This is a genomic window from Paenibacillus sp. ALJ109b (genome assembly GCF_010747435.1).
GTDB lineage: Bacteria > Bacillota > Bacilli > Paenibacillales > Paenibacillaceae > Paenibacillus > Paenibacillus taichungensis.
In genome coordinates this window covers 270,594-293,768 of record NZ_JAAIFP010000004.1, presented here as the reverse complement: position 1 = coordinate 293,768, position 23,175 = coordinate 270,594, and the positions used below count along the sequence as shown (strand labels likewise).

Here is a 23,175-nt window from a genome sequence, read left to right as displayed (position 1 = left end):
ACCGCTTTACGCGTTATATATATGGGAGGTAATGTCCATGCAGCTTACGGTTAAAGAGGCTTTACAGGTATACCCGTTGTCTGAGGCCAGACTGGTTGCAGGTGGGGAAGGGACTTCACGGATGATGAAATCCGTTAACGTCATGGACGCTCCAGATATAGCGGATTGGATCAAATCCGGAGAATTGCTGTTTACAACTGCATTTATTATGAAAGACAACGAGACCGATGCACTTCGTTTGATGCGCCGCCTGAACGAACGTGGTTGTGCCGGATTAGGCATTAAATTGGGCCGTTTCTGGCAGGCCATTCCGCAAGGAATTATCGAGGAAGCAGATCGACTGCGTTTACCGCTGCTGGAACTGCCGTTCCAGTTTACATTTTCCGACCAAATGAATGCGTTATTCAAGGCTGAACATGAACGCAGCAATCGTTTACTGCACGAGGTGGTGCAGAAACAGAAAAAATTAATGCACTTTGCATTGCAGCAACAACAGCATCGGAATGTATTCGCCGAACTCGCTACCGTGTTGAACTATCCGCTTGCGGTTATTGGCTCCCGCGGCCATGTGCTGTATGGCAGCGAAGGTGTTGCGGGAGATGCGGTAGTACAGGGTTGGCCTTGGAAATCCGTCATGCACCGGGTGAAATGGAATCAGGGAAGCTGCCACCGGGTACCGATCAAGCAGAATGATGAAGAATATGGATTTTTGCTCGTCTTTACAGAATCGGCGCTGTCACTTAGAGCGGAGGAGGAATTGTTTCAGCAGGCTGCGGATGTTCTAGCATTCTATATGGATATGACCTATCGAGAACACATTAACCCCACCGTTCAGGATGAGATGCGTACGCTGTTAACCCAATATCTAGATAACAAAATGACGGTAGATGAACTCACCAAGCTCAGCGAAAATAAAGGGGTTCATTTGTTCCAGGGGACCTATCAATGTGTATTGATCACGCTGGAACCGTCTGTTTTTGCAGAAGGAAAGCTGCTGAAACAGATCCACCGCGAGTTGCAATACAACCCACTTATGCAATTCACAGCCTCACAACATTTTCAGATTGAAGATGGCATACTCTCCATCTATACCTGCCCAACAGGGCGGGATTATGGAGAGGAATTATCAGCATTCCTGCTGAATCGATTTGGTGATGTTCTTGCAGCACAGGAAGCCAAGGGAGCATCTGCACCGCGGTTCTGGATCAGCAAAATGAAGCATGAGCCGAAGTCGCTGCGCGAGGCCTATCAGGAATGTCTAGATACCCGTCAACTGGCTCGCCGATTCGGTATGAAAGATCGGGCTCTCCAGTTCGAGATGCTGGAATTCGCCTATGTATTCCAACATGTTCCGGATAACATCATGGAGAATTATTGCAATAAAGTACTTGAGCCTTTATTGGCCAGGGACGGCGATCCCAATCAGGTACTGATGAATACGTTGGAATCTTTTATCGAGAATGATGGACTTATTAACGAGGCTGCGAAGCAACTGTTTGTGCATCGGAACACCGTTACCTATCGGATGGAGAAAGTGGGAAGTTTGCTGCAAATGGACTTTAAGAAGACTAATGATCTGTTGAAATTAAAGCTGGTCTTCACCTTCCGCAAGTTTGTGCGGGATAAAAACTCGGCAAGACCTCATTCCCAGCATCATTAATCCGAAGGCAAACCCATTTAATAGGTAAATATTGATCAAAACCATTATCTCGCACAAATGTTGTGCAGCATGACAATGAAGCATGCATGTCAGATAAAACCGTATTTCCCTTGGGGAAGTGCGGTTTTTTTGAGCTTTTCATTACATTTGAACAACCAAATCCCGTGCACTACTAACAAATCACATAACTGATGTTATGTTATATTACAAAATTGCGTAAATATTATTGTCGCAGTATGATGAGGCACTTAAAATGAAGAACAACAATCCACAGAAGACCGGAGGTTCTAACATGGGCGACTTCATTAAACTCGTTAACAACTGGTCTATCACACAGTTCGTGCATACGTTTGGCGGACTATTCGAAGAATCACCTTGGGTGGCGGAGCGTTCTTGGCCTTCACGGCCATTCGACTCTTTTGAACACATGATGAATGTGATGAAGAACGTAGTGCAGACATCCGATGAAAAGGTCCAGTTGCAGTTGCTTTGCAATCACCCGGATCTCGGTGCGCGGATCAGCATGAGCAGCAATTCCGTTCAGGAACAGGCTGGTGCAGGGCTTAATTCACTTTCGGTGGAGCAATATAACGAGCTTAGTAAATTAAATAAAGAATATACAAGCCAATTCGGCTTTCCTTTTATATTGGCCGTGAAAGGTCACACAGCTCAGTCCATCCTGGAGTCCATGCGGGATCGCAATCAGAGAGGAAGAGCGGAAGAATTCCAGACCGCCCTGAAGGAAGTGTTCAAGATTGCTTCCATTCGATTGGAGCAGTGGTTAGCACAGGTTGGTCATGAAGATGAATTTGTATGTAAGTCCTCCGAAGTAAAGCAGCGGACAATGTATTACGGCAAAGGGGATGTATGGGTGTACCGTTCATACGCCAAACCGTTGACGGGTATTCAGGCCATCCCGGAATCTCCATTTACTGGACGCAATAATATCCTGTTCGGATTAAACATTAAAGTAGCCGTGCAAGGCGATGAATTTCTGCCTTCTTTTATCGAAGGAGATAATTCTCTCGTCGTTGCAACGGATTCAATGAAGAATTTCATCCTGAAACATGCTGCGGACTACTTCGGAGCTACGGTGGAAGGTTTTCTCGCTTACGTCAGCCGACGTTTTCTGGAGACATATCCGCAGATGACCAAAGTGCAAATGACGGCAGATCAGATTCCTTTTGAAGATGTGCCTGTTCGCAGAGAGGGAAGCCTTCGTACAAGCGAGCTGGTATTCCGTTATTCCCAGAATGATCGGGCTACGGCTGCAATTGAAGCGCAGCGAAAAGGAAATCAGGTCGAACTGAGCAATCATTTCAGTGGTGTCGCAGATATCAGGCTTATTAAGGTCAAAGGCAGTGAATTTGCCGGTTTCGTCAAGGATGAGTACACCACCTTACCCGAGACATGGGACCGTCCACTGTTCATTTTCCTGAATATCAATTGGCGTTACGAGGACCCGAGAGATGGTATGGACGATCAGCGAGGACGTTATGTAGCGGCGGAGCAGGTAAGAGATGTAGCTGCAGCCGTGTTCCATGCGTGTCGTTCGGCATCCATTCAGCATCTGATTTATCAAATTGGACTAAGGCTCTTGCGTCGATTTGGACAGCTCAGTGAGGTTTCATTCGAATCCAACAATCGGACATGGGAAACGGTGCTGGAGGAAGTAAAAGAAGGAGAAGGCAAAGTATTCACCGAGGCCAGACCTCCTTATGGGTTTCAGGGCTTCTCAATGACAAGGGATGATCTAGATGTTGACAATTGGGGCTCGAAGAAAGAAAGGGAGGCATGATGTCGGTGGCTGGTGGACGGATTACTACGCATGTGCTGGATACTTCCAAGGGTGTTCCGGCCGCAGGTGTGCGGATTGAACTTTTTGTATTGTATAAGGATGGCGAGAAGGAAAACAAGATGAAAGTTGCTGAATCGTTGACCAATGCCGATGGGCGTCTGGATGCACCGTTGCTTGAAGGTGGGAAGCTTGAGCAAGCGGTCTACGAGCTTCAGTTCAACGTTGAGGGTTATTACGCACGGCGATCTCTTGAAGAATTGGGGCAGGCATTATGGACGGTTGTACCGATTCGGTTTGCTGTTTCCGATGCTGCAAGTCACTACCACATTCCTTTGTTGATTGCACCAGGAGGTTACAGTACATACCGGGGAAGCTGAAATATACGAATCCGGTTCTGATCAGGGGAGGGTCATCCATATGACAAGATTAGACATGATCATCCGGGGGGCCCGGGTTGTGTTGAGAGATAGCGTGGAAGAACTGGATATTGGGATTACTGGTGAAAAAATATCAGCTTTGTCCTCACACCTGGTGGGTGATGAAGATACTGAAATAATAGAAGCAATTGGCCTCACAGTGATGCCAGGGGCTGTGGACATTCATGTTCACTTCAATGAACCTGGACTCGCGAGCTGGGAGGGATTCAAATCTGGATCAGCATCACTGGCTGCTGGCGGAATTACGACGTACGTTGATATGCCGCTTAATGGTGTCCCCCCAACGATAAGACCGGAGGCATGGGAGTCCAAAATGAAAGCAGCCGACGGTCAATCCTATGTTGATTATGCGTTTTGGGGAGGACTTGTTCCCGGCAATCGGGGTGAGCTTGCGCCTTTGGCTGATATGGGGGCGACGGGATTCAAGGCATTTATGTCCGAACCTGGCGGAGAAGGGGAAGACATCTTCGCCAGAGCGGATGACGATACACTTTTGAATGGCATGTACGAGATTGCAAAACTAAACCGTGTGCTGGCGCTTCATGCCGAAGACGAGACGATGGTTGCTGAACTGGGGGCCAGAAGTATTGCAGATGGACGAATCGGCCCGATGGATTACGTGCAATCTCGTCCAGCAGAAGCAGAGGTTCAGGCGGTGTCACGAGCACTGAAATATGGGGAGCAAACCGGATGTGCACTGCATTTTGTTCATATCAGTACACGGCAAGCGCTTGAACTGATTGCAGAAGCAAAACAGCGCGGGCTGGATGTAACTTCTGAAACATGTCCGCATTACCTGACTCTGACAGATGAGGATGTTGTCCGGTTGGGAGCTGTAGCCAAGTGTGCGCCGCCATTGCGGAGTCAGGCTGAGCAAGATCGGTTATGGGATGCGTTGGGAGAAGGTCTAATTGATGTTATTGCATCCGACCACTCACCCTGTCCGCCATCGATGAAACAATCTGATAATTTCTTTGAAATCTGGGGTGGCATCTCGGGTGCGCAAAGCACGCTGCTGCTCATGTTGGAGGAAGGACATCTTCAGCGAAATGTAGCCCTTCCGCTGCTCGGAAAAGTTCTGGCTCTGCAACCTGCCAGAAGACTTGGGTTGGATAGCAAAGGTGAGATCGCCATCGGCAAGGACGCGGATCTGGTACTGATTGATTGGGAGAAGCGTACCACCTTAAATGCGGATGACCTGCACTACACACATAAACAGAGTCCTTATGTGGGACGCACGTTTTCCTCCAGCATTGCCGATGTGTTCTGCCGGGGCACACGAGTATACAGTTCAAAAACAGGGTTATCGGATGAACCTGTGGGACGGTTTATCTGTGCTAACTCATCTGTTCAAGTTGTTGTTGAAGGAACGGAGGAGGTGTCATGAACGACTTTGAAGTACACACATCGTCTGGAACGAAACGTCCCACCCATCCTTTGCCGCAATTGGAGCAGGTGGAGCTGAAAGGCATGCTTGACTGGTTATCCGCTTATGGCGCTGATGCCCAGGGAGGTGTGACACGTCTGTTGTACGACCAAGCATGGTGTAAGGCACAGCATGCGCTTGCAGAAAAAATGCAGGAGAAAGGTTTGGCTCCTGAATTTGATCAATCGGGCAACCTGTATGGAACTCTGCACGGTAGAGGTATGGGTTCAGGAACAGGAATGGAAGAGGCGCCGATTGTTACGGGGTCCCATATCGATACTGTGGTGCATGGTGGGAAGTATGACGGTGCATATGGCGTAGTTGCGGGAGTGCTCGCGCTAGAGTATCTGCAGAAACATTTCGGAGCACCCAAACGGACGCTTGAAGTGGTATCCCTATGTGAGGAAGAAGGTAGTCGATTCCCCTTCGCTTATTGGGGATCACGAAGTATAACGGGGGTAAGCGGGCTGGAAGATGTTCAGCATTTGAAGGATCAAGAAGGCATTACCTTTGCACAGGCGATACGTGATGCAGGCTTTGGACCAAATAGTAGCTATAGAACTGCTTCGCACACATATGGTGCGTTTATCGAACTTCATATCGAGCAGGGTCAGATCCTTGAACGATTGGGCCATTCTATTGGTATTGTATCGGATATTGTAGGCCAGAAACGCTTTAGCATTACAGTAAGTGGTGAAGCCAATCATGCTGGAACTACACCGATGTCCTGGCGCAAGGATGCACTTGCAGGTGCAGCCGAGATGATTACAGCCGTAAGAAACATTGCGCTTGAAGCGGGAGAACCACTTGTAGCCACTGTGGGACGAATAACAGCCGATCCGGGTGTGGGTAACGTCGTTGCATCCCGGGCCGTATTCTCGCTCGATATCCGGCATATCAGGCAAGAGAGCATTGATCGATGCTGGCACAATATGCTGCAGGAATTTAGCAGAATCGCGGCCGAGCAGCAGCTCGGACTGAACTGGGAAGAGCACTTGTCTGTCACACCTATTCCGATGAACGATCAGATTACGTCAGACATTCGAGATATCTGTGAAGTGGAGCAGTTATCCTATATACACATGCCAAGCGGCGCAGGACATGATTCGCAGATCTTTCAGCCGGCTTGCCCCACGGCGATGATTTTTGTCCCTAGCCATGATGGAATTAGCCACAATCCCCTTGAATATACAGCTGAAGAGGACCTAATGAAAGGTTTCCGGGTTCTGGTTCAGCTACTCTATAAATACGGTTACGGGAGTTGAGTGAAGATGTCCAACTATAAAGAATTGTCCCCGTCCTTGCGGACGATCATGACACCGGGGCCAGTTGAAGTCGACCCAAGAGTTCTGAGGGCATTATCCTTCCCGATCCTGGGGCAGTTTGATCCGGAGTTCACTTCCCTGATGAATGAGACGATGGCCATGTTGCGTGAACTATACATGACAGACAATGAGTGGTGTTATCCGGTTGATGGCACATCCCGCTCAGGGATTGAAGCTGTGCTGGTCAGTCTGATTCAGCCAGGGGACAAGGTGCTCGTCCCCATCTATGGACGCTTCGGACATCTGTTGGTTGAAATCTCAGAACGATGTGGTGCCGAGGTTATCTTTTTTGAAACAGAGTGGGGAACGGTATTTGATCCCGAAGAAGTTATCAAGGCAATCCATGCACATAAGCCGAGTTTGGTTGCGATGGTTCACGGTGAGACATCAACCGGGCAAATGCAGCCACTCGCCGAGATTGGCAAAGCCTGCCGCGAACTCGATATTTTACTTGTCGTCGATGCGGTTGCCACAATTGGCGGGACACCTGTCGAGACAGATGCCTGGCATCTGGATGCAGTAATGGGAGGAACGCAGAAGTGTTTGTCCATTCCATCGGGGATGGCGCCATTAACGTATAACAGCCGTGTGGAGAAGAAACTGATGAGCCGCAAAACCGTCGAACGGGGCCTCCGCGATGCAACAAGCGCTCGGGCTGAAGGGCGCACGATTGCCAGTAATTATTTTGACCTGAGCCAATTGCAGGACTACTGGAGTTCAGCACGGTTGAACCATCATACAGAAGCAACTTCGATGCTTTACGGTCTTCACGAAGGACTGCGAATTTTGCTTCAGGAAGGTCTGGATGCCCGTTTCCAGAGACATCGGATCAATGAACGTGCGTTAGTCGCGGGAATTCAGGGCATGGGGCTCAAACTGTATGGAGACATGTCCAGTAAACTTCCGGTGGTCACCTGTATCGAAATTCCAGATGGCATAGACGGAGAGTCGGTACGCAGCATGCTTCTGAACGATTTCAGTATTGAGATTGCCAGTTCGTTTGGACCATTGAAAGGTAAGATTTGGCGTATTGGTACGATGGGATTCAGCTGCCAGCGCAAAAATGTACTGCATGTGCTAGGTGCACTCGAAGCTGTACTGTTGCGTCATCGTCACGCCTTGCCAGCAGGCGAGGCCGTACAGGCAGCGCTGGATGTATATGCCGGGAAGGAGGGCGTCTTATGTTGAACCAGATGCCGATATCCAGGGAGGTGATGGTTACCTCCCCACATTATTTGGCGAGTGCGGTTGGCAGCTCAATGCTCCAGCAGGGTGGTAACGCTTATGATGCTGCTGTCGCTGTAAGTGCCGCGCTGGGCGTAGTCTACCCGCACATGACAGGACTTGGCGGAGATGCTTTCTTTCTGATTCACGACGGAGCAAGTGGTGACATAACGGCCTACAACGGTAGCGGTCGTTCAGCAGCAGGCATTCATGCCGACACGTTCAAAGCGATGGGGATGAGCACCATTCCTCAGCGAGGTGTGCTTAGTGCGATTACCGTTCCTGGAATGGTAGATGCATGGTGGGAAGTCTGGTCCCGCTATGGGAAGTTAAAGTGGGAACAGTTGCTTGAACCAGCTGCGCTATATGCGGAAAAGGGATGTCCTGTATCCCGAAATTTGCATCTGTGGCTGGAACGTGATGAGGATTTCATTATGGGGCATTCACCGCTGCGAGCGGTATTTGCCCCTTTTGGTACACTTTTGCAGGAAGGCGATCTTCTCTTGCAGCCTGATCTTGCCTCTTCCATTCGCCTGATTCAGGCAGGTGGACGCGATGTTTTTTATACCGGGGAACTGGCGGAGCAGCTAACTTCGGCTATTCGTGAGGATGGCGGCATGCTTGCCCCAGCGGATTTCTCGGCTCACAAGGGGGAGTGGGTGAAGCCGATCGCTACCGATTACCGTGGCTATCAAGTTCACCAGATGCCGCCGAATTCACAGGGCTTCTCGATGCTGATGATGTTGAATATGCTGGAACATATTGATCTCTCTTCTGTGGCGCGTACGTCCCCCGAGTTTTATCACCTGATGGCTGAAGTGGTCAAAAAGGCTTTTCGTGACCGTGATCGTTATCTCACCGACCCGGATTTCAGGGATATTCCGCTGGAAAATTTGTTATCCAAGGTTTATGGAAATGAATTATGGAATGAGATTCAGTCTGTTCCACCTGCTGTGGCACAGCCTTTTCTGTCCAAAATGATGGGTCAGGATACGGCTTATGCGGCGGTTGTGGACAATGAAGGCAATGCCGTCTCGTTTATCCAGAGCCTGTACTTTGATTTTGGCGCTGCTTATGTGCCAGGGGATACGGGTGTGATCATGCAGAACCGCGGTTCCTTTTTCTCACTTGATCCGAAGGACGCTAACGTATTAGAACCAAATAAACGCTCATTCCACACCCTAATGCCGGGTCTTGTCACTCGTAACGGGAAACCTTATATGCTCGTAGGCACGCAGGGTGGTGAAGGCCAACCTCAGACACAGCTATCAGTTCTTACGGGTGTGCTGGACTATGGTCTGAACATTCAGGAAGCCATTGGGCTACCGCGTTGGGTGTATGGGCGTACCTGGGGCGAAGACGGTGACACGATGAGAGTGGAGAACCGCTATCATGACGATGTATGTGACACGCTTGCCCGATGGGGGCATAACGTCGAAGCCAGATCGCCGTGGGACGGGATTATGGGGCAGTCACAAGGGATTGTCATCCGTGAAGATGGCATGATCAGCGGGGCAGCAGATCCCAGGGGAGATGGCATGGCTATCGGGTGGTAACGTGATTTATGTAGTGCATCATGCATAGATCCAAGGAAAATTATCTTCAATGTGCAGGATCAGAATAAGTAAAAATTAAGCAGGTAGATACGGATAGGGGAGATTATCATGGGAACGATCCTGCTAAAAGGTGCACAGCTTGTCACAATGAATGCAGAAGAGGATGTATTTACGGGAGATCTGCTGATCGAGGACAATAAAATCAAAGAGATTGCAGAGCATATCGATGTTCAGGCAGATCAGGTCATTGATGCTCGAGGCAAAGTGCTGCTGCCAGGTTTTATCCAGACGCATATTCATCTGTGTCAGACCTTGTTCCGTGGACGTGCGGACGATCTGGAGCTGATGGATTGGCTTCGTCAACGCATCTGGCCGCTTGAGGCAGCGCATGATGAAGAGTCTGTCTATTACTCGGCGATGCTCGGCTTGGGCGAATTGATTTCCAGCGGTACAACAACGATTTTGGATATGGAGACCGTGCATCATACCGATTCAGCTTTTCAGGCGATGGCCCAGAGCGGCATTCGGGTAATTTCCGGCAAAGTAATGATGGATCACGGGGATGAAGTTCCTGAACCGCTGCGTGAAAATACGGCTACCTCGCTGCAACAAAGTGTCGATTTGCTGGAGAAATGGAATGGATTCGGCGGTGGCCGCATTCAGTATGCGTTTTGTCCACGGTTTGTCGTCTCGTGCACCGAGGAATTATTGGTTGAGGTACGTGACCTATCGAATAAGTACCATGTGAAAGTTCACACCCACGCCTCTGAAAATCGTGGCGAGATCGAATTGGTTGAACACGAACGCGGTATGCGCAACATCGTCTATCTGGATCATATTGGCCTGGCTACCCCAAGACTGGTGCTTGCCCACTGTGTGTGGCTGAGTGAGGAAGAGAAGGAGATTATTCGCAAACGCGGTGTAAAAGTCACCCACTGTCCTGGATCGAATATGAAACTCTCCTCGGGTATAGCGGATATTCCTGATCTGCTGAATCGCCAGATTGCAGTAGGGATTGGTGCCGATGGTGCGCCGTGCAACAACAATCTGGATATGTTCCAGGAAATGCGCCTGACCGCTCTCATTCAAAAGGTACCTCATGGTCCAACAGTGATGGATGCCCGGACGGTACTGCGCATGGCGACGATGGGGGGAGCGGAAGTGCTCGGAATGTCCAAGGAAATCGGCAGTCTGGAAGTGGGTAAAAAAGCAGATATGTTGCTGCTGGATCTGGATGATTTTCATACGTATCCTTCCTATGAGACTGATGTGTACTCCCGTGTGGTCTATTCCGCAACTCGCAGCTGTGTAGACACCGTTATTATCGATGGAAGCATCGTGCTCCAAAACCGGAAGATTCAAACGATTGATCGCGGTATCGTGCTTCGTGAATCGGATAAAAGTATTGCAAGATTGATGAAACGCATCTAATCAAAAGCAACCGGTCTTCGGATTCGGATTCAAATCCCTGAAAGGATGGAGACGCGATGGAAATGCATGATCTGTGTGCAATTGCAGCGCGGGAACCGCGCTGTGTTCTCGCAACAGCGGTTAAGGTAGAAGGTCATGCTTACCGTAAGCAGGGAGTCTCTATGCTTTTGACCGAAGAAGGTGCGATGTATGGCAGTATCAGTCCAGGTTGTCTGGAGAGTGATTTGCAGGCCAGGGTGGACCGTGTGCTGCATACACAGCAGTTTGAATTCGTGGAGTATGATATGCGTCCCGAAGATGATCTGTCCTGGGGAGAAACGATTGGCTGCGGCGGGTTAATTATAGTGCTGCTAGAGTCGGTATGTGGTGAACTCAGGTCGATCATGTCCCATATGCATGCGTATTTTCAATGTGGCTCAGCTGTGGTACTAACCCGTTCATTCAACGATCAACACACCCGATTTCATTATGTAATTCAGCTCGCTGAGGATGCAGAAAGCCAGACATCATTATACCCTACTCCAGTTGCCAAGGGAGCTCCTCTAGGTCCTATAAATACAATTACAGAGGACACACCGCGATTATCATTGGTCGTTATTCATTCGTCTCAAGCTGGTGCTGTCGCATCTAATTCTGGAGAGAGTGATCTTCAGAGGCATGGATTGACTGAGGCAGAGCGGTGGGATGTCCCCCTACAGATCTCTGCAAGATATGAGCCCAAACCCCGTCTGATTATCATTGGAGCCGGAAATGATGTGATTCCGGTCGCCCGTCTGGGCAAATCAGCAGGATTTCGTGTAGTCGTAGCAGATTGGCGAGAAACCTTATGCACCGCTGAACGCTTTCCGGGTGTTGAGCTTGTCCGGGGTTTCCCTCGTGAGATTATGCCTGTACTGGATATCCAAAGCGGCGATTATATTGTATTGATGAGTCATCAATTTCCGAGAGAACGGGAGCTGCTTGAATTACTTGAGGATCGAGATTATGCATATCTTGGTATTATGGGCTCCAGAACACGGACAGCACGTTTGCTGAACGATCTCCCCCCACTAAAACATCTGCATTCACCCGTTGGCTTGACCATTGGTGCCGACGGACCGGAAGAGATCGCAATCAGTATCGCAGCAGAACTTATTGCCTGTAAACGAGCTGCTGTTGCCGCAGAGCGTCGCAACGTACAGAGGGGGATTGCACATGCGACTGACGGGTATCGTGCTAGCGGCAGGTAAGAGCAGCCGAATGGGGCGGGATAAACTGTCTATCGTCATGCCTGATGGAAGATGTTTGGCTGCATGGACATTGGAAGCTGCATTGAATTCCGATTTGGAGAGAGTCATCTGTGTGGTCAAACCTGAGGATTCATTGGCATGGATCCCCTCCATGTGGCTCAATGCAGCATCATATGGCTGTAGTCTTGATATGAGGACGAAGCTAGAGATTGCAATCTGTACCGACTATGCATACGGTATGGCCATGTCCCTTCATTGTGGCATTCTGTCTGCTATGGCATACAGGCCAGAAGGTGTGATGATGATTTTGGCAGATCAGCCGCTATTGCAGGCACAAGATATTAACAGGGTTGCTGAGTCGTTAGCCGCCAACAAACTTTGTGATTATGCAGCTGCTACGGATGGCGGTGGAGGTAAGCCTCCGGTAGCCTTTCGTGAGCATATGCTGGGGCCTCTTTTGTCGCTCAGCGGAGATGAGGGGGCGAGAAAAATCATGCGCAATGCCAAATATGCAGGCATGCATGTATCGTTACCTGAATTTAGCTTTTGGGATGCGGATACCGAACCAGAGCTGGAATGTATTTTGGATTATGTGAAGGGAATAAGATGATTGAAAATAAAGACAAAAGGAGCGATTCCTTGTGTATTATTTCTCGAAGTAATGAGGTCAGCCAGACCATCTGGTTGGCCTCTTTATTGTTTTGATCTAATTGGTTATGAAGTGGCTTATGTTAGCTTTTGAAAGTTAATAATGCATCAGGCACAAATCAAAGAGCCTATTTATACATTTATCCAAAATGATGTGAAGATAATTGACCTTATTGTTGCAGTCACATATGATTTGAAGAATTATTTGGATGATTCGTTCATATCCAACACCCCGCAGACAGATTCCAGGTAGAGAAGGGAGATGGAAGGATGGTCATGCCGGCATATGGGTCTGGAGCGCAGCCAACGGTTTGGCAGCCTGTTAATCTGGATGAACTGCACGCTTTAAAGAACGAGCTGTCTGGGAAGTATTGTTTTGCAGCAGGGACCACATTATTACGTACTCAGTGGGAGGGCGGCCTTGTACCTGTACCTGAGCATATGATCAGCCTTGCTCGTATTCCAGATGCAAGCGGCGTATATGTGGATGGAGATGATCTGGTCATTGGAGCAGTGACGCGATTAAGTCATTGTGCCACAGACGTTCTTCTGCAACAGCTGCCCATTTTACAATCTGCAATGAACGCTATCGCCGCTCCTTCTATTCGGAATATGGCGACAATTGGTGGAAACATTGTATCAGGAGTCGGTGACTCCATCCCCGCACTCCTTGTCTACGATGCTCAGCTGCACTGGTTGACGGACAACGGCATGGAGATGCGCAGTCTTTCGTCCTGGCTGAACGGTGGTCGTGACGGGAGTCGCAACCCTAATGATGTATTAATCAGTATTCATATTCCATTGGAAAATACGCCTTTTCCTGATGCCAATAGCGAGCAGACAGCTGTGGCGCGTGAAATTTCATTTTACCGTAAACTGGGTCGGCGGGAGACCTTTACAGCTTCGCTGGTGACGATTGCATTTCACGGAGAATTGGGTGCAGATGACCGCTGGAATAAGATTGCGATCGCTGCAGGTGGAGGTTCAGGTATGGCCATGCGACTTACGGAGTCGGAAAAGCTGCTTCTTAGCGTGGATGCTTCTGTTATGCAAGCTGCATCTCTAGCTGCCTCGGCAGCTGCGGAATTCGTGACTTATAGCGATGCATTCGCTACAAAACAGTACCGCAAACAAACGGCAGGTAATATGCTCGGTGCCGGACTCTGGGAAGCACTTCGCTCATAGAAGAAAACCATTTTGGAGAAGCAAAGTGTAAGACCAACAGCTTCTGAAGGGAGAAAGGGGAGAGAGATCATGCTATTGAATCGGGAGAGTAGTGGGAAACGCTGGCATCTTCGGCCAGATGGGGTAGGCAAAGTAACAGGACAGCTTCAATATCTGACAGACATGACGCTGCCTGATATGATCCACGGAAGGGTCCTTCGAAGCGCTTACCCTTATGCCCGCATATTGTCTATAGATATTACCGAAGCGGAGGCTATAGAGGGCGTATTTGCCGTACTCACCTCGAAAGATGTGCCCGGTTTGAACCTCTTTGGCATCGCAACTCCGGACCAGCCTGTATTTTGCGAGGATGTCGTTCGTTATGTCGGTGATGCCATTGCCGCGGTTGCTGCGGATTCTCCGGAACGTGCAGCGCTTGCTCTGGAAGCCATCCGTGTTGAGTATGAAGAATGGACTCCGCTAGACAGCCCGGAAGCTGCACTGGCACCCGGTGCACCAGAGCTCCATGAACATGGACCTGGCAATGTGCTGCACCGTACCGAAATCAAGCGAGGCAATGTAGATGAGGGCTTCGCTGCATGCGAACATATTGTGAGTGAGACGTATTATACCCCTCGCCAGATGCATGCCTATATGGAGACGGAAGGCGGGTTATTTGTTCCTGATGAAAGTGGGAGACTCCATGTCTACGCGGCTACACAGCATGGTTACAAGGACAGGATGCAGCTTGCCCGAATCATTGGATGTTCCGAAGAGGATATCCGGGTGGTCTCGTCTCCGATAGGCGGTTCTTTTGGCGGGAAAGATGAGCTGAATGTACAGCCATATGGGGCACTGCTTGCGTTAAGATCCGGACGTCCTGTGAAAATGCACAATTCACGCAAGGAATCCGTACGTGCAGGCTTGAAGCGCCATCCGATGAAAATTGAGATGCAGACTGGTATCAGCCGTGAAGGCATGATCCAGGCTCACCGAGTCCGTATTACCGCAGACACCGGAGCATATGCCACGCTGGGGGCGCCCGTCCTGAACTTTTGCACAGAACACTGTCTCGGGCCTTATTCTATTCCCCATGTAGATGTGGAGGGTGTCTCGGTGTATACGAATAATGGGGTGTCGGGAGAGTTCCGGGGATTTGGCGGTAATCAGGCGATCTTTGCAATGGAGGGTCAGATGGATCGACTCGCCGAGATTATGAATATGGACCCTTGGGAGTTTCGGAGACGCAACATGAGAGAAAAGTCCGATCCTGGACCATTGAATCAACGGATTCTGGTCACGGATGGACTGTCGCAAGTATGGGAGGCGTTGGATCGTTCGGAGTTATGGCAAAAGCATCAGCATCCCCCGGCAGATCTTGCTCTGCCTCCCTGGATTAAACGTGGTGTGGGTGCAGCCATCGCCATGCACGGGGCAGGATTGGGTTATGGCATACCCGATCCGGCGGGGGGCCGCCTATCCCTGAATGCCGAAGGTAAGATTGAAGTGGCATTCAGCTACGAAGAATTCGGTCAGGGACTCATTGCCACGCTTGAAATGATGCTCTGCGATCTGTTCCACTGTTCAACATCCGATCTGAGCATCATCATTGGGGATACGGATCGAGTGCCACACAGTGGTTCAAGCACCGCTTCGCGTTCAACGACGATGGCCTGGATGGCTCTTCAGCGATTACAGACACCATTCCGCTCCAAAATCTTGTCAGTAGCCTCTGCTTTGTCAGGTATTCCGGCTGACGAACTGATTACTGGAATAGAGGGAGTATGGCGCAAGGGACAGCTTTCTCCAAAAATTACTGCGAATGAACCGGCGATGAAATCCAGAGTTGTTGTTTCTTACGTTGATCTGGCGAAGCATGGAGAAGCGGAAGAATGGATTTTTGATACTCAATTTGAATATCCGACCACGCCGGACAATGTTGTGGGTGGGCATTATCTATATACGTATGCGGCAGTAGCAGCAGAGGTGGAGGTAAACACGCTAACCGGGGAAGCCAAATTACTGGATACGAGGCATGTGGTGGCTGCTGGCCCTGTCATCAATCCAATGGGATTCATCGGACAGATTGAAGGCGGGAGCGTAATGGCTCTGGGTTTTACATTGACCGAGGACGCCGTGATGCAAGACAGTCGCTATATGACAACCAATCTGGACACCTACCTGATTCCGACGATTCGCGACATTCACACCAACCTGGAGGTGGAGGCAATTGAAGATCTGCCAGAGGGCGATCCGTTTGGACCACGGGGGATTGGCGAGATTGGTTCGGTGGCGCTTGCTCCTGCCATCACCGCTGCGATTCATCAGGCTACAGGGGTGTGGGTTAATCGGTTGCCGATTCCGCGCGATCAACTAATCAAACCACTGGACGTCTCGCTTCAGAAAGGAGTGAGCTTATCATGACTGAACCTTTGGGCAATTTCTGGACAGCCGTTGTGAATGGCGAGGAGAAACAATTGCACATCGCCCAGACAACCCGTCTTGTGGATGTACTACGGACGCAACTGAATCTGACCGGAACGAAAGTTTCCTGCGAAGTCGGCCGATGTGGTGCTTGTATGATACTGATGGATGGAGAGCCGGTAAATTCCTGTCTCGTTATGGCTTATCAATGTGTTGGCAGTGAAATAACAACAATTGAAGGGTTACATGGTGAAGAGGAAGGGAAGTTGCACCCAATTCAGCAGGCTTTTGTGGAAGAAGGCGGCTTCCAATGCGGGTATTGTACTCCCGGGATGGTGATTTCCACCAAGGCATTGCTGGATCGCTATCCGCAGCCTAGTCAGGAACAGATTGAAACGGGATTATGCGGTAACCTGTGCCGCTGTACCGGATATGGAGGGATTCTTCGTGCAGTTCGTACCGCAGGAGAAACCTGTTTATCATCATCTATTTTAACAACGGAAGAGAAGAAAGTAATTGACCTGTGATTGAACTACGGAATTAAAGAAGACCGGGCGCTGGAGGGAATATCTCCGCTTCGCTCGGTCTTTATTTCTAACGATTAATATTTGATAATGTACCATCCGCCCCAAGTCGAATAATTCAGACCATTTCCATAATTACGATCAGCTGTTTGTGGATTACGAATCGAATTACCACTGGCATCTCTAAAATCAATAGCAGTTAGCCCACGCTTATGTGACCAGCCACCATCAGCATCCTGTCTGTACCAATGATAATCATAATTTGGTGCAATAACAAGTGCTACCTTGTACTCTCTGTATCCAGGAACTTCACTATATGTAGAAGTTCGTAGGGATTTATTTAAATATGGCATGTCAAGCTTAGAGGCACTAATGATGCTCGAAGAAGTTAAACTTGTAAAAACTTTTCCGGCCAGTTCACCTGGTTGTAATTTATGTCCAGAATATGTGGATGTATTCAACATGTATGCATAGCAATTAGCTTTATCCGTCAAATTTTCCCATGCACTTGAAGAATACGGGTGTTCATATCCACCAGTAGGCATTGTTTCAAGAGCTTGAAGAGTTAATTGATCATTTGAGTTTGTTTTAGAATCAATAGTCTGGTTGTTGTATTGGGTTTCATGAACAGTGACTTCTGTTTTATTCAATAAGGCGAATTCAGCAGGTCGATAATTCACCTGTAATTGTTCTTCCTCTGTTAAACTGTTAAACCAGTTCAACCATTCTTTAGTATCTGGAGCGAAAGAAGCTAATGGGTCTACATTAGGTAACGATAGGAGGGCATTCTCGTCAAAAGATATTAATTCAGCTGGTTTGTAACTTACTTTTAATTGATCTTCTTTAGTGAGTTTGTCAAACCAATTCAACCATGTTTGAGTTTCAGCTGCGGGAGAAGTATCCTTTTTGGAACTGTTTGATTCAGCTAATACAGGTAACGCTAGTGTGAATAACAAGATCATTGCAAATAAAGATGAAACTAATTTTTTCATTGTTACGTCCCTCCTGAAATTTATTAAATATTTTGATTCCAAATGCGATGTAAAATATGTTTAACTCAACTGTGCTTATGAATAGAGAACCCCCTCTCGAATAAATTCTAAAAAATGTAATATACGGTAATTATGTTATGGTACAATAGTGACAAAAGCAAGATATTTATTACAAATTATTCCACATAAAATTTTAAGGAGGAAGAATAATGACAAATCTTATTCCTAGAAAACTCAGTTTAGTATTGTTGCTTTTGGTTGCATTTTGTTCAGGATGTCAGGCAAATAATGATCAGGGGGGGGCGAGTACATCCATTCCCTTAAAAAAACTGAATACTCTCGCAGAGAAAGGAGACAGCCTGACATGGAATGATTTTGCAGCGTACCCTTATGAAGATGAAGGATCGGGATTATATATTCGAAAATACAACATAGAAGGCGGGCATCAATTGATGATTAGCGGTAAAAGTTTGGACAAAAAACCAGACCATATTTATGTGGTGAATAAAGATGGGGAGAAAATCGACCTTTTAAAAGAAAACATCAAAAAAATGAACTTAAAATAACGTAACAATCATTATGTAAGCTTATTATTTTGGATTAACTCATAAGCTGTATCTATATTGCTTGCTAACTATCTCTAACGGACGATAGATAAGGATGATTATTACGAAAGTTTCCTGCGAAGTCGGCCGATGTGGTGCTTGTATGATACTGATGGATGGAGAGCCGATCAATTCCTGTCTCGTTATGGCTTATCAATGTATTGGAAGCGAGATAACAACAATAGAAGGGTTGCACGGTGAAAAGGAAAGCGAGTTACATCCAATTCAACAGGCTTTTGTGGAGGAGGGCGGCTTCCAATGCGGATATTGTACTCCCGGAATGGTCATTTCAACCAAGGCTCTCTTGGACCGCAACCCGCAGCCTAGTCAGGAACAGATTGAAACGGGATTATGCGGTAATCTGTGCCGCTGTACTGGATATGGAGGAATACTACGAGCGGTAAACAAGGTGATCGATGAGCACGATAGGATGGGTTCTACCCAATGATCATGGTAATAGTACGGTCCGAGCTTTCTCTGAATTTCAATATCATAAGGGTTTTTATAGACCAACCTATGCTCTGGGGGTTGGTCTTTGTTGTTCAATGAAACATATTACGAAAATGGGTCGACGCAGCCATAATGAAGACTTGTTCGTCAGTATGCTTTTCAATTGTCCATATGTTACATATAATAGATGTCCTATGAAGATGGTGTAATTGATATTACACACAAGGAGGGGTGATTCGTGAACAAATCGGATCGTATGCTGGCCATTGTACTTGAGCTGCAGCGGGGGAAGGTTCAACGTGCAGAAGATTTAGCCCTCTTGTTTGAAACAAGTGTCCGAACCATATATAGAGACATTCAGGCGTTATGTGAGGCAGGAGTTCCTGTGGTGGGAGAACCCGGAGTAGGATATTCACTTATGGAAGGATACTTTTTGCCTCCGATCAGCTTCACAGCTGAAGAAGCAGTAACACTTCTCATCGGACTTGATTTTGTGGAGCAGCGCTTCGATAACTACTACAAAAGTACCTCCCTTACGTCCCGTTCCAAAATTGAAGCCATCCTGCCCGTGCCTCTTCGGGAAGAGGTGGGACAGATACAACAGGGTATCCGTTTACTTCGTTCACCGGACAGTGATGCACGCGAGCGAGAAATCGAACATATGGGAATCATCCGAAAGGCAATGCAGCATAAGCTCAAAATCTGCTTTCATTATCATAAACCTGGAACTATTAATGAAACCGTGCAAAAGACCATCCGTATGGCCTCCCCTTACGGGATGCTTTGGATGCAAGGCTCATGGATGCTGATTGCCCGATGTGATTTGCGACAGGAGATTCGTCATTTTCGTATATCCCGCATGAGCGATCTGGAGATTAGTACAGATCCATTCGATCTTCCTCCAGGTTTTAATATTCATAGCTACTCACCACCTGACAACCGTGATGTTCATGTCCGTGTATGGTTTCATGGTCGAATTGCAGATCGAGTGATTGAAGCGAATAATTACTACATGGAGAAAGCAGAACTGCAAACAGATGGATTATACGCAGATTTTCGTGTAAGGCATCCAGAAGATGTACTGCGTTGGATACTTGGCTGGGGAGCTTCGGCTCTGGTTTTGGAGCCTGAATCGTTGAGAATCCGTATTCGCGAGGAAGCAAGTAATCTCCTTAAACACTACTGACATAACGCTGTCAGTAGTGTTTGTGTATGATCGGTTTATAACCGATTGAAGGAGCTGTGTATTTGTATGGAAATGCCAAGAACAAGGAACAACGATGAGATTCGACGTGATTTTGAACTGACGCTGGAACGTTATTTGCAGGAACTGGAGCTGATGAGCGATGCTCAGTTAAGCTACAAACCCAGTGAGACTGAGTGGTCGGTGGGCCAGATGTACCAGCATTTAATTCAGTCTGCAATGAAAATGCATTTAGCCAATGTTCAACTTTGTATAAGCGCAGAGGAGGACATGGATAAGAAGCAAAACCAGGGCAAAACAGAAACAGGTGAAGCTGTTTTTGCAGAAGCAAGTTTTCCTCCAATACGTATCCACGTTCCTGCTTCTCCTGAGTATACTCCACTACAACCGGATGGAAGAGAATCAATAATTCAAGGATTTAATGAGGTAAGGGATGAAATGCGGAGAATGGAAGTGCTGTTGGAAGAAACAACACAGGAATGTACGTTGGCACATCCAAGCTTCGGCGGTTTGAATGCAGAGGAATGGTTTGCATTGGTCGAAATGCATTATCGTCATCATTTCTTGCAGCATGAGCGTCTGAAGAAGGCATGGGAAGAACAGGTGCAGAGATGAATGAACAGGAAAAGGAAAAACATGATTTGATGGCAAATAGCACAGAAATGCAGCAGACTCATACGAGAGAATTTCTGTCCCATCAGTTAGATGTTGAAGCAGAATCTGAAAAAGGAAACCGCTACTGGATCGGCGTTGTGTCTGCATCACATGTGGAAAAAGGGGTGATAGGGGGCTTCGCCCAGCTCTGTCACGGCAAGGTAGCTTCACTGCGCAGAATGAATGCAGGAGACTGGCTGATCTATTATTCGCCGCGAACAAGCATGCAAGGAGGCAAGGTCCTTCAAGCATTCACCGCCATAGGGCGCGTAATAGACGATCAGGTGTACACGTACCATGTGTCGGATTCCTTTGTACCGCATCGGAGGAATGTTCAGTATTATCCTTGTCAGCAGGTGAAGATCGCTGATTTACTGGATCAACTGATCCTTACGCGGGGACAAGCACGTTGGGGATATCATTTTAGATATGGTCATTTGCAGATTCAAAAAGAGGATTTTCTGAAAATTGCAGTTGCCATGTTGGGGGCTGAAGTAGAAACCTGCTAAGCTACAAAGTTTGATCAAAGAGTCAGATCATATTTAGACCTTTTGAAAAGAAATAAAAAAGAATTGAGTTTTAATAACGTAATATTTATTATGTAAACTTATTATTTTCGATGACATCCATAAGCTGTATCTATATTGCTAGGAAAGGATAGAGCTGGATTTAGGTGGATTTCCAGTTCGAATCTTTGAATAAAAAACATCACTTATATGTTCTTCAATATTGTTTCTTTGAGAGTGCATGATGGTTGTATCGGGCCTAATATAAATCGTTTTCGACGAACGTTAGAATGGATGATAGTTCTCTTTGTGAGTGTAAGTTTAATTACATAAATAACGTTGTTATATGAATTATTTTGCACTCTTCTGTTTCTGGGACAATCTCAACGCTATAAATATGGAGTATCGAAAAAATAAGATAAAATATACTGCTTCAACATGAAATAATTCGGTGGATAAGACTCGTACAAAGGCATGTTCAAAGGTGTGTAAATGTGTCTATTTATCGATGAGGGACAGAATGGGGTAATTCCTCAAAATCGGGCTATTGCTTCCATTTTAGATCAATTTCATATGGATTTGCGATGGATTTAGTACCGCTTTCAATGTATGCTTTTGGAAACTGGAAAGGAAGTGGGAAAAATGGAACGCGAACTGGCGTTGGAAATTGTCCGAGTAACAGAATTGGCTGCGTTAGCTTCAGCACCCTGGATGGGGCGGGGCGACAAGAATAGTGCAGATGAGGCGGCTACTTTGGCTATGCGCGCCATGTTCGATTCCGTGTCTATTCGCGGCACGGTGGTAATCGGTGAAGGAGAAATGGATGAAGCACCCATGTTGTATATCGGCGAGGAAGTCGGCAACGCTGAGGGCCCCGAGGTTGATGTGGCTGTAGATCCTTTGGAAGGTACAGAGATCGTAGCCAAGGGCCTGAACAACGCTTTATCGGTTATTGCAGTGGCGGGAAAAGGCAACCTGCTCCACGCACCGGATATGTACATGGAGAAGCTGGCTGTAGGGCCGGCTCTGGTGGGCAAGGTCAGTATCGAAGACCCGGTTGAGGTGACATTGGAGAAAGCAGCTGAAGCATTGAATAAAAACATCTCAGATCTAACTGTCATGATTCTGGACCGTGTTCGGCATGAGAGCATAATCAAGACATTGCGCAAGGTTGGTGTGCGAATCAAGTTTCTCAGCGATGGTGACGTTGCTGGCGCAATGGCACCTGCGTTCCCAGAGGCAGGTATTGATCTGTATGTCGGATCAGGAGGAGCACCGGAAGGTGTGCTTGCTGCAGCCGCCTTGTCCTGCCTGGGAGGCGAGATTCAAGGTCGCCTAATGCCTGCGAACGCAGACGAATTCCAGCGCTGCTTGCAAATGGGAATCGACAATCCCTACAAAGTATTAACGATGCAGGATATGATCGGCACGGAAGATGTTATTTTTGCCGCAACAGGTGTTACTCCGGGTGAAATTCTTGGTGGTGTGCGTTACCTCGCAGATGACCGGGCAGAGACCGATTCCATTGTCATGCGTGCCAAAACCAAAACCATTCGTTTCATCCGTTCTCAGCATTTCCTTCCGAATAAGGAAGTGCTGCACAAAGTGCGGCAGCTTCAATCTACACCTGAACCTTCGGATCGCATTCCAGCTAATATCACCATTTTAGAACAGGCTGAGTTCAGTCAATCATCCGTTGGTAACGGTGTGACGACCTGATGAGGTCTGTACTGTAGTTAGCTGGGCCAATAAAGAACTATTTGTAGTCATGTGAATCATAAGGGAACATGGGACAAGTTACAAGAAAATATAGTAAGCAAGAGGTGGGGAATTTGTTTACACAAATCCTCATCTTTTTTTGTGTTAAAAGCATTGACAACGGTTACAACACATGAGAAGATGTACGCGCGTACATAAT

At 47.7% G+C, this 23,175-nt stretch carries 19 protein-coding genes and 1 pseudogene; 19 read left to right on the top strand and 1 reads right to left on the bottom strand.

Features of this window, described 5'->3' with window-relative positions; all coding sequences use genetic code 11:
- Positions 1 to 37 precede the first annotated feature (37 nt).
- From G3352_RS04430 to G3352_RS04370, 13 genes are all read left to right on the top strand, one after another.
- Complete coding sequence (locus G3352_RS04430) at positions 38 to 1,660, top strand: PucR family transcriptional regulator (protein WP_163754209.1); 1,623 nt, start codon at positions 38 to 40, stop codon at positions 1,658 to 1,660.
- A gap of 253 nt (positions 1,661 to 1,913) precedes the next feature.
- Complete coding sequence (gene pucL, locus G3352_RS04425) at positions 1,914 to 3,458, top strand: factor-independent urate hydroxylase (protein ID WP_345940714.1); 1,545 nt, start codon at positions 1,914 to 1,916, stop codon at positions 3,456 to 3,458.
- Entirely contained in the window at positions 3,458 to 3,835 is a 378-nt protein-coding gene (uraH, locus tag G3352_RS04420; protein ID WP_163754205.1) for a hydroxyisourate hydrolase, read from the top strand. Before pucL ends, uraH begins: the two co-directional genes overlap by 1 nt.
- Before the next feature lie 40 nt (positions 3,836 to 3,875).
- Positions 3,876 to 5,282 (top strand): allantoinase AllB, encoded by a 1,407-nt coding sequence (gene allB, locus G3352_RS04415; RefSeq protein WP_163754203.1) that lies wholly within the window; start codon positions 3,876 to 3,878, stop codon positions 5,280 to 5,282.
- Positions 5,279 to 6,586, top strand: coding sequence for a Zn-dependent hydrolase (locus tag G3352_RS04410; RefSeq protein WP_163754200.1), 1,308 nt, complete (start codon positions 5,279 to 5,281; stop codon positions 6,584 to 6,586). Before allB ends, G3352_RS04410 begins: the two co-directional genes overlap by 4 nt.
- A gap of 6 nt (positions 6,587 to 6,592) precedes the next feature.
- The gene (locus G3352_RS04405) at positions 6,593 to 7,834 is read left to right on the top strand and encodes a pyridoxal-phosphate-dependent aminotransferase family protein (RefSeq protein ID WP_163754197.1); all 1,242 of its coding nucleotides are present in this window, start codon (positions 6,593 to 6,595) and stop codon (positions 7,832 to 7,834) included.
- Complete coding sequence (gene ggt / locus G3352_RS04400) at positions 7,828 to 9,426, top strand: gamma-glutamyltransferase (protein ID WP_163754194.1); 1,599 nt, start codon at positions 7,828 to 7,830, stop codon at positions 9,424 to 9,426. The genes G3352_RS04405 and ggt overlap by 7 nt, the downstream gene beginning before the upstream one ends.
- Before the next feature lie 108 nt (positions 9,427 to 9,534).
- Positions 9,535 to 10,857, top strand: a complete 1,323-nt coding sequence (locus tag G3352_RS04395) for a 5'-deoxyadenosine deaminase (RefSeq protein WP_090806403.1) — start codon at positions 9,535 to 9,537, stop codon at positions 10,855 to 10,857.
- Between the two features lie 56 nt (positions 10,858 to 10,913).
- Positions 10,914 to 12,086 (top strand): XdhC family protein, encoded by a 1,173-nt coding sequence (locus G3352_RS04390; RefSeq protein ID WP_163754191.1) that lies wholly within the window; start codon positions 10,914 to 10,916, stop codon positions 12,084 to 12,086.
- Positions 12,052 to 12,696 carry a nucleotidyltransferase family protein gene (locus G3352_RS04385; RefSeq protein WP_163754189.1) on the top strand — a complete coding sequence of 215 codons (645 nt, stop codon included), beginning with the start codon at positions 12,052 to 12,054 and terminating at the stop codon, positions 12,694 to 12,696. Before G3352_RS04390 ends, G3352_RS04385 begins: the two co-directional genes overlap by 35 nt.
- Before the next feature lie 308 nt (positions 12,697 to 13,004).
- A complete protein-coding gene (locus tag G3352_RS04380; protein WP_163754186.1) occupies positions 13,005 to 13,919 on the top strand; it encodes an FAD binding domain-containing protein in 915 nt (304 codons plus the stop codon).
- Between the two features lie 69 nt (positions 13,920 to 13,988).
- Positions 13,989 to 16,322, top strand: a complete 2,334-nt coding sequence (gene pucD, locus G3352_RS04375) for a xanthine dehydrogenase subunit D (protein WP_163754183.1) — start codon at positions 13,989 to 13,991, stop codon at positions 16,320 to 16,322.
- Positions 16,319 to 16,849: a (2Fe-2S)-binding protein gene (locus G3352_RS04370; protein ID WP_163754180.1), complete on the top strand. Its 531-nt coding sequence runs from the start codon at positions 16,319 to 16,321 to the stop codon at positions 16,847 to 16,849. The genes pucD and G3352_RS04370 overlap by 4 nt, the downstream gene beginning before the upstream one ends.
- Before the next feature lie 74 nt (positions 16,850 to 16,923).
- On the opposite strand, the gene G3352_RS04365 is transcribed toward G3352_RS04370, so the two are convergent.
- On the bottom strand, positions 16,924 to 17,838 hold the full coding sequence (locus G3352_RS04365; RefSeq protein WP_163754177.1) for a hypothetical protein: 915 nt from the start codon (positions 17,836 to 17,838) through the stop codon (positions 16,924 to 16,926).
- Positions 17,839 to 18,047: 209 nt separating this feature from the next.
- Between G3352_RS04365 and G3352_RS04360 the strand changes: the two genes are divergently transcribed.
- The 6 genes and pseudogenes from G3352_RS04360 (at position 18,048) to glpX (ending at position 22,976) form a co-directional block, all read left to right on the top strand.
- The gene (locus G3352_RS04360) at positions 18,048 to 18,404 is read left to right on the top strand and encodes a hypothetical protein (protein WP_163754175.1); all 357 of its coding nucleotides are present in this window, start codon (positions 18,048 to 18,050) and stop codon (positions 18,402 to 18,404) included.
- Positions 18,405 to 18,507: 103 nt separating this feature from the next.
- A pseudogene (locus G3352_RS04355) lies at positions 18,508 to 18,891 on the top strand ((2Fe-2S)-binding protein); the annotation flags it as partial.
- A 240-nt stretch (positions 18,892 to 19,131) separates the two neighbouring features.
- The gene (locus tag G3352_RS04350) at positions 19,132 to 20,079 is read left to right on the top strand and encodes a WYL domain-containing protein (protein ID WP_163754169.1); all 948 of its coding nucleotides are present in this window, start codon (positions 19,132 to 19,134) and stop codon (positions 20,077 to 20,079) included.
- Between the two features lie 66 nt (positions 20,080 to 20,145).
- A complete protein-coding gene (locus G3352_RS04345) occupies positions 20,146 to 20,712 on the top strand; it encodes a DinB family protein (RefSeq protein WP_345940712.1) in 567 nt (188 codons plus the stop codon).
- Positions 20,709 to 21,260 carry an EVE domain-containing protein gene (locus tag G3352_RS04340; protein WP_481856270.1) on the top strand — a complete coding sequence of 184 codons (552 nt, stop codon included), beginning with the start codon at positions 20,709 to 20,711 and terminating at the stop codon, positions 21,258 to 21,260. Before G3352_RS04345 ends, G3352_RS04340 begins: the two co-directional genes overlap by 4 nt.
- A 639-nt stretch (positions 21,261 to 21,899) precedes the next feature.
- A complete protein-coding gene (gene glpX / locus G3352_RS04335; RefSeq protein WP_163754166.1) occupies positions 21,900 to 22,976 on the top strand; it encodes a class II fructose-bisphosphatase in 1,077 nt (358 codons plus the stop codon).
- Positions 22,977 to 23,175 lie beyond the last annotated feature (199 nt).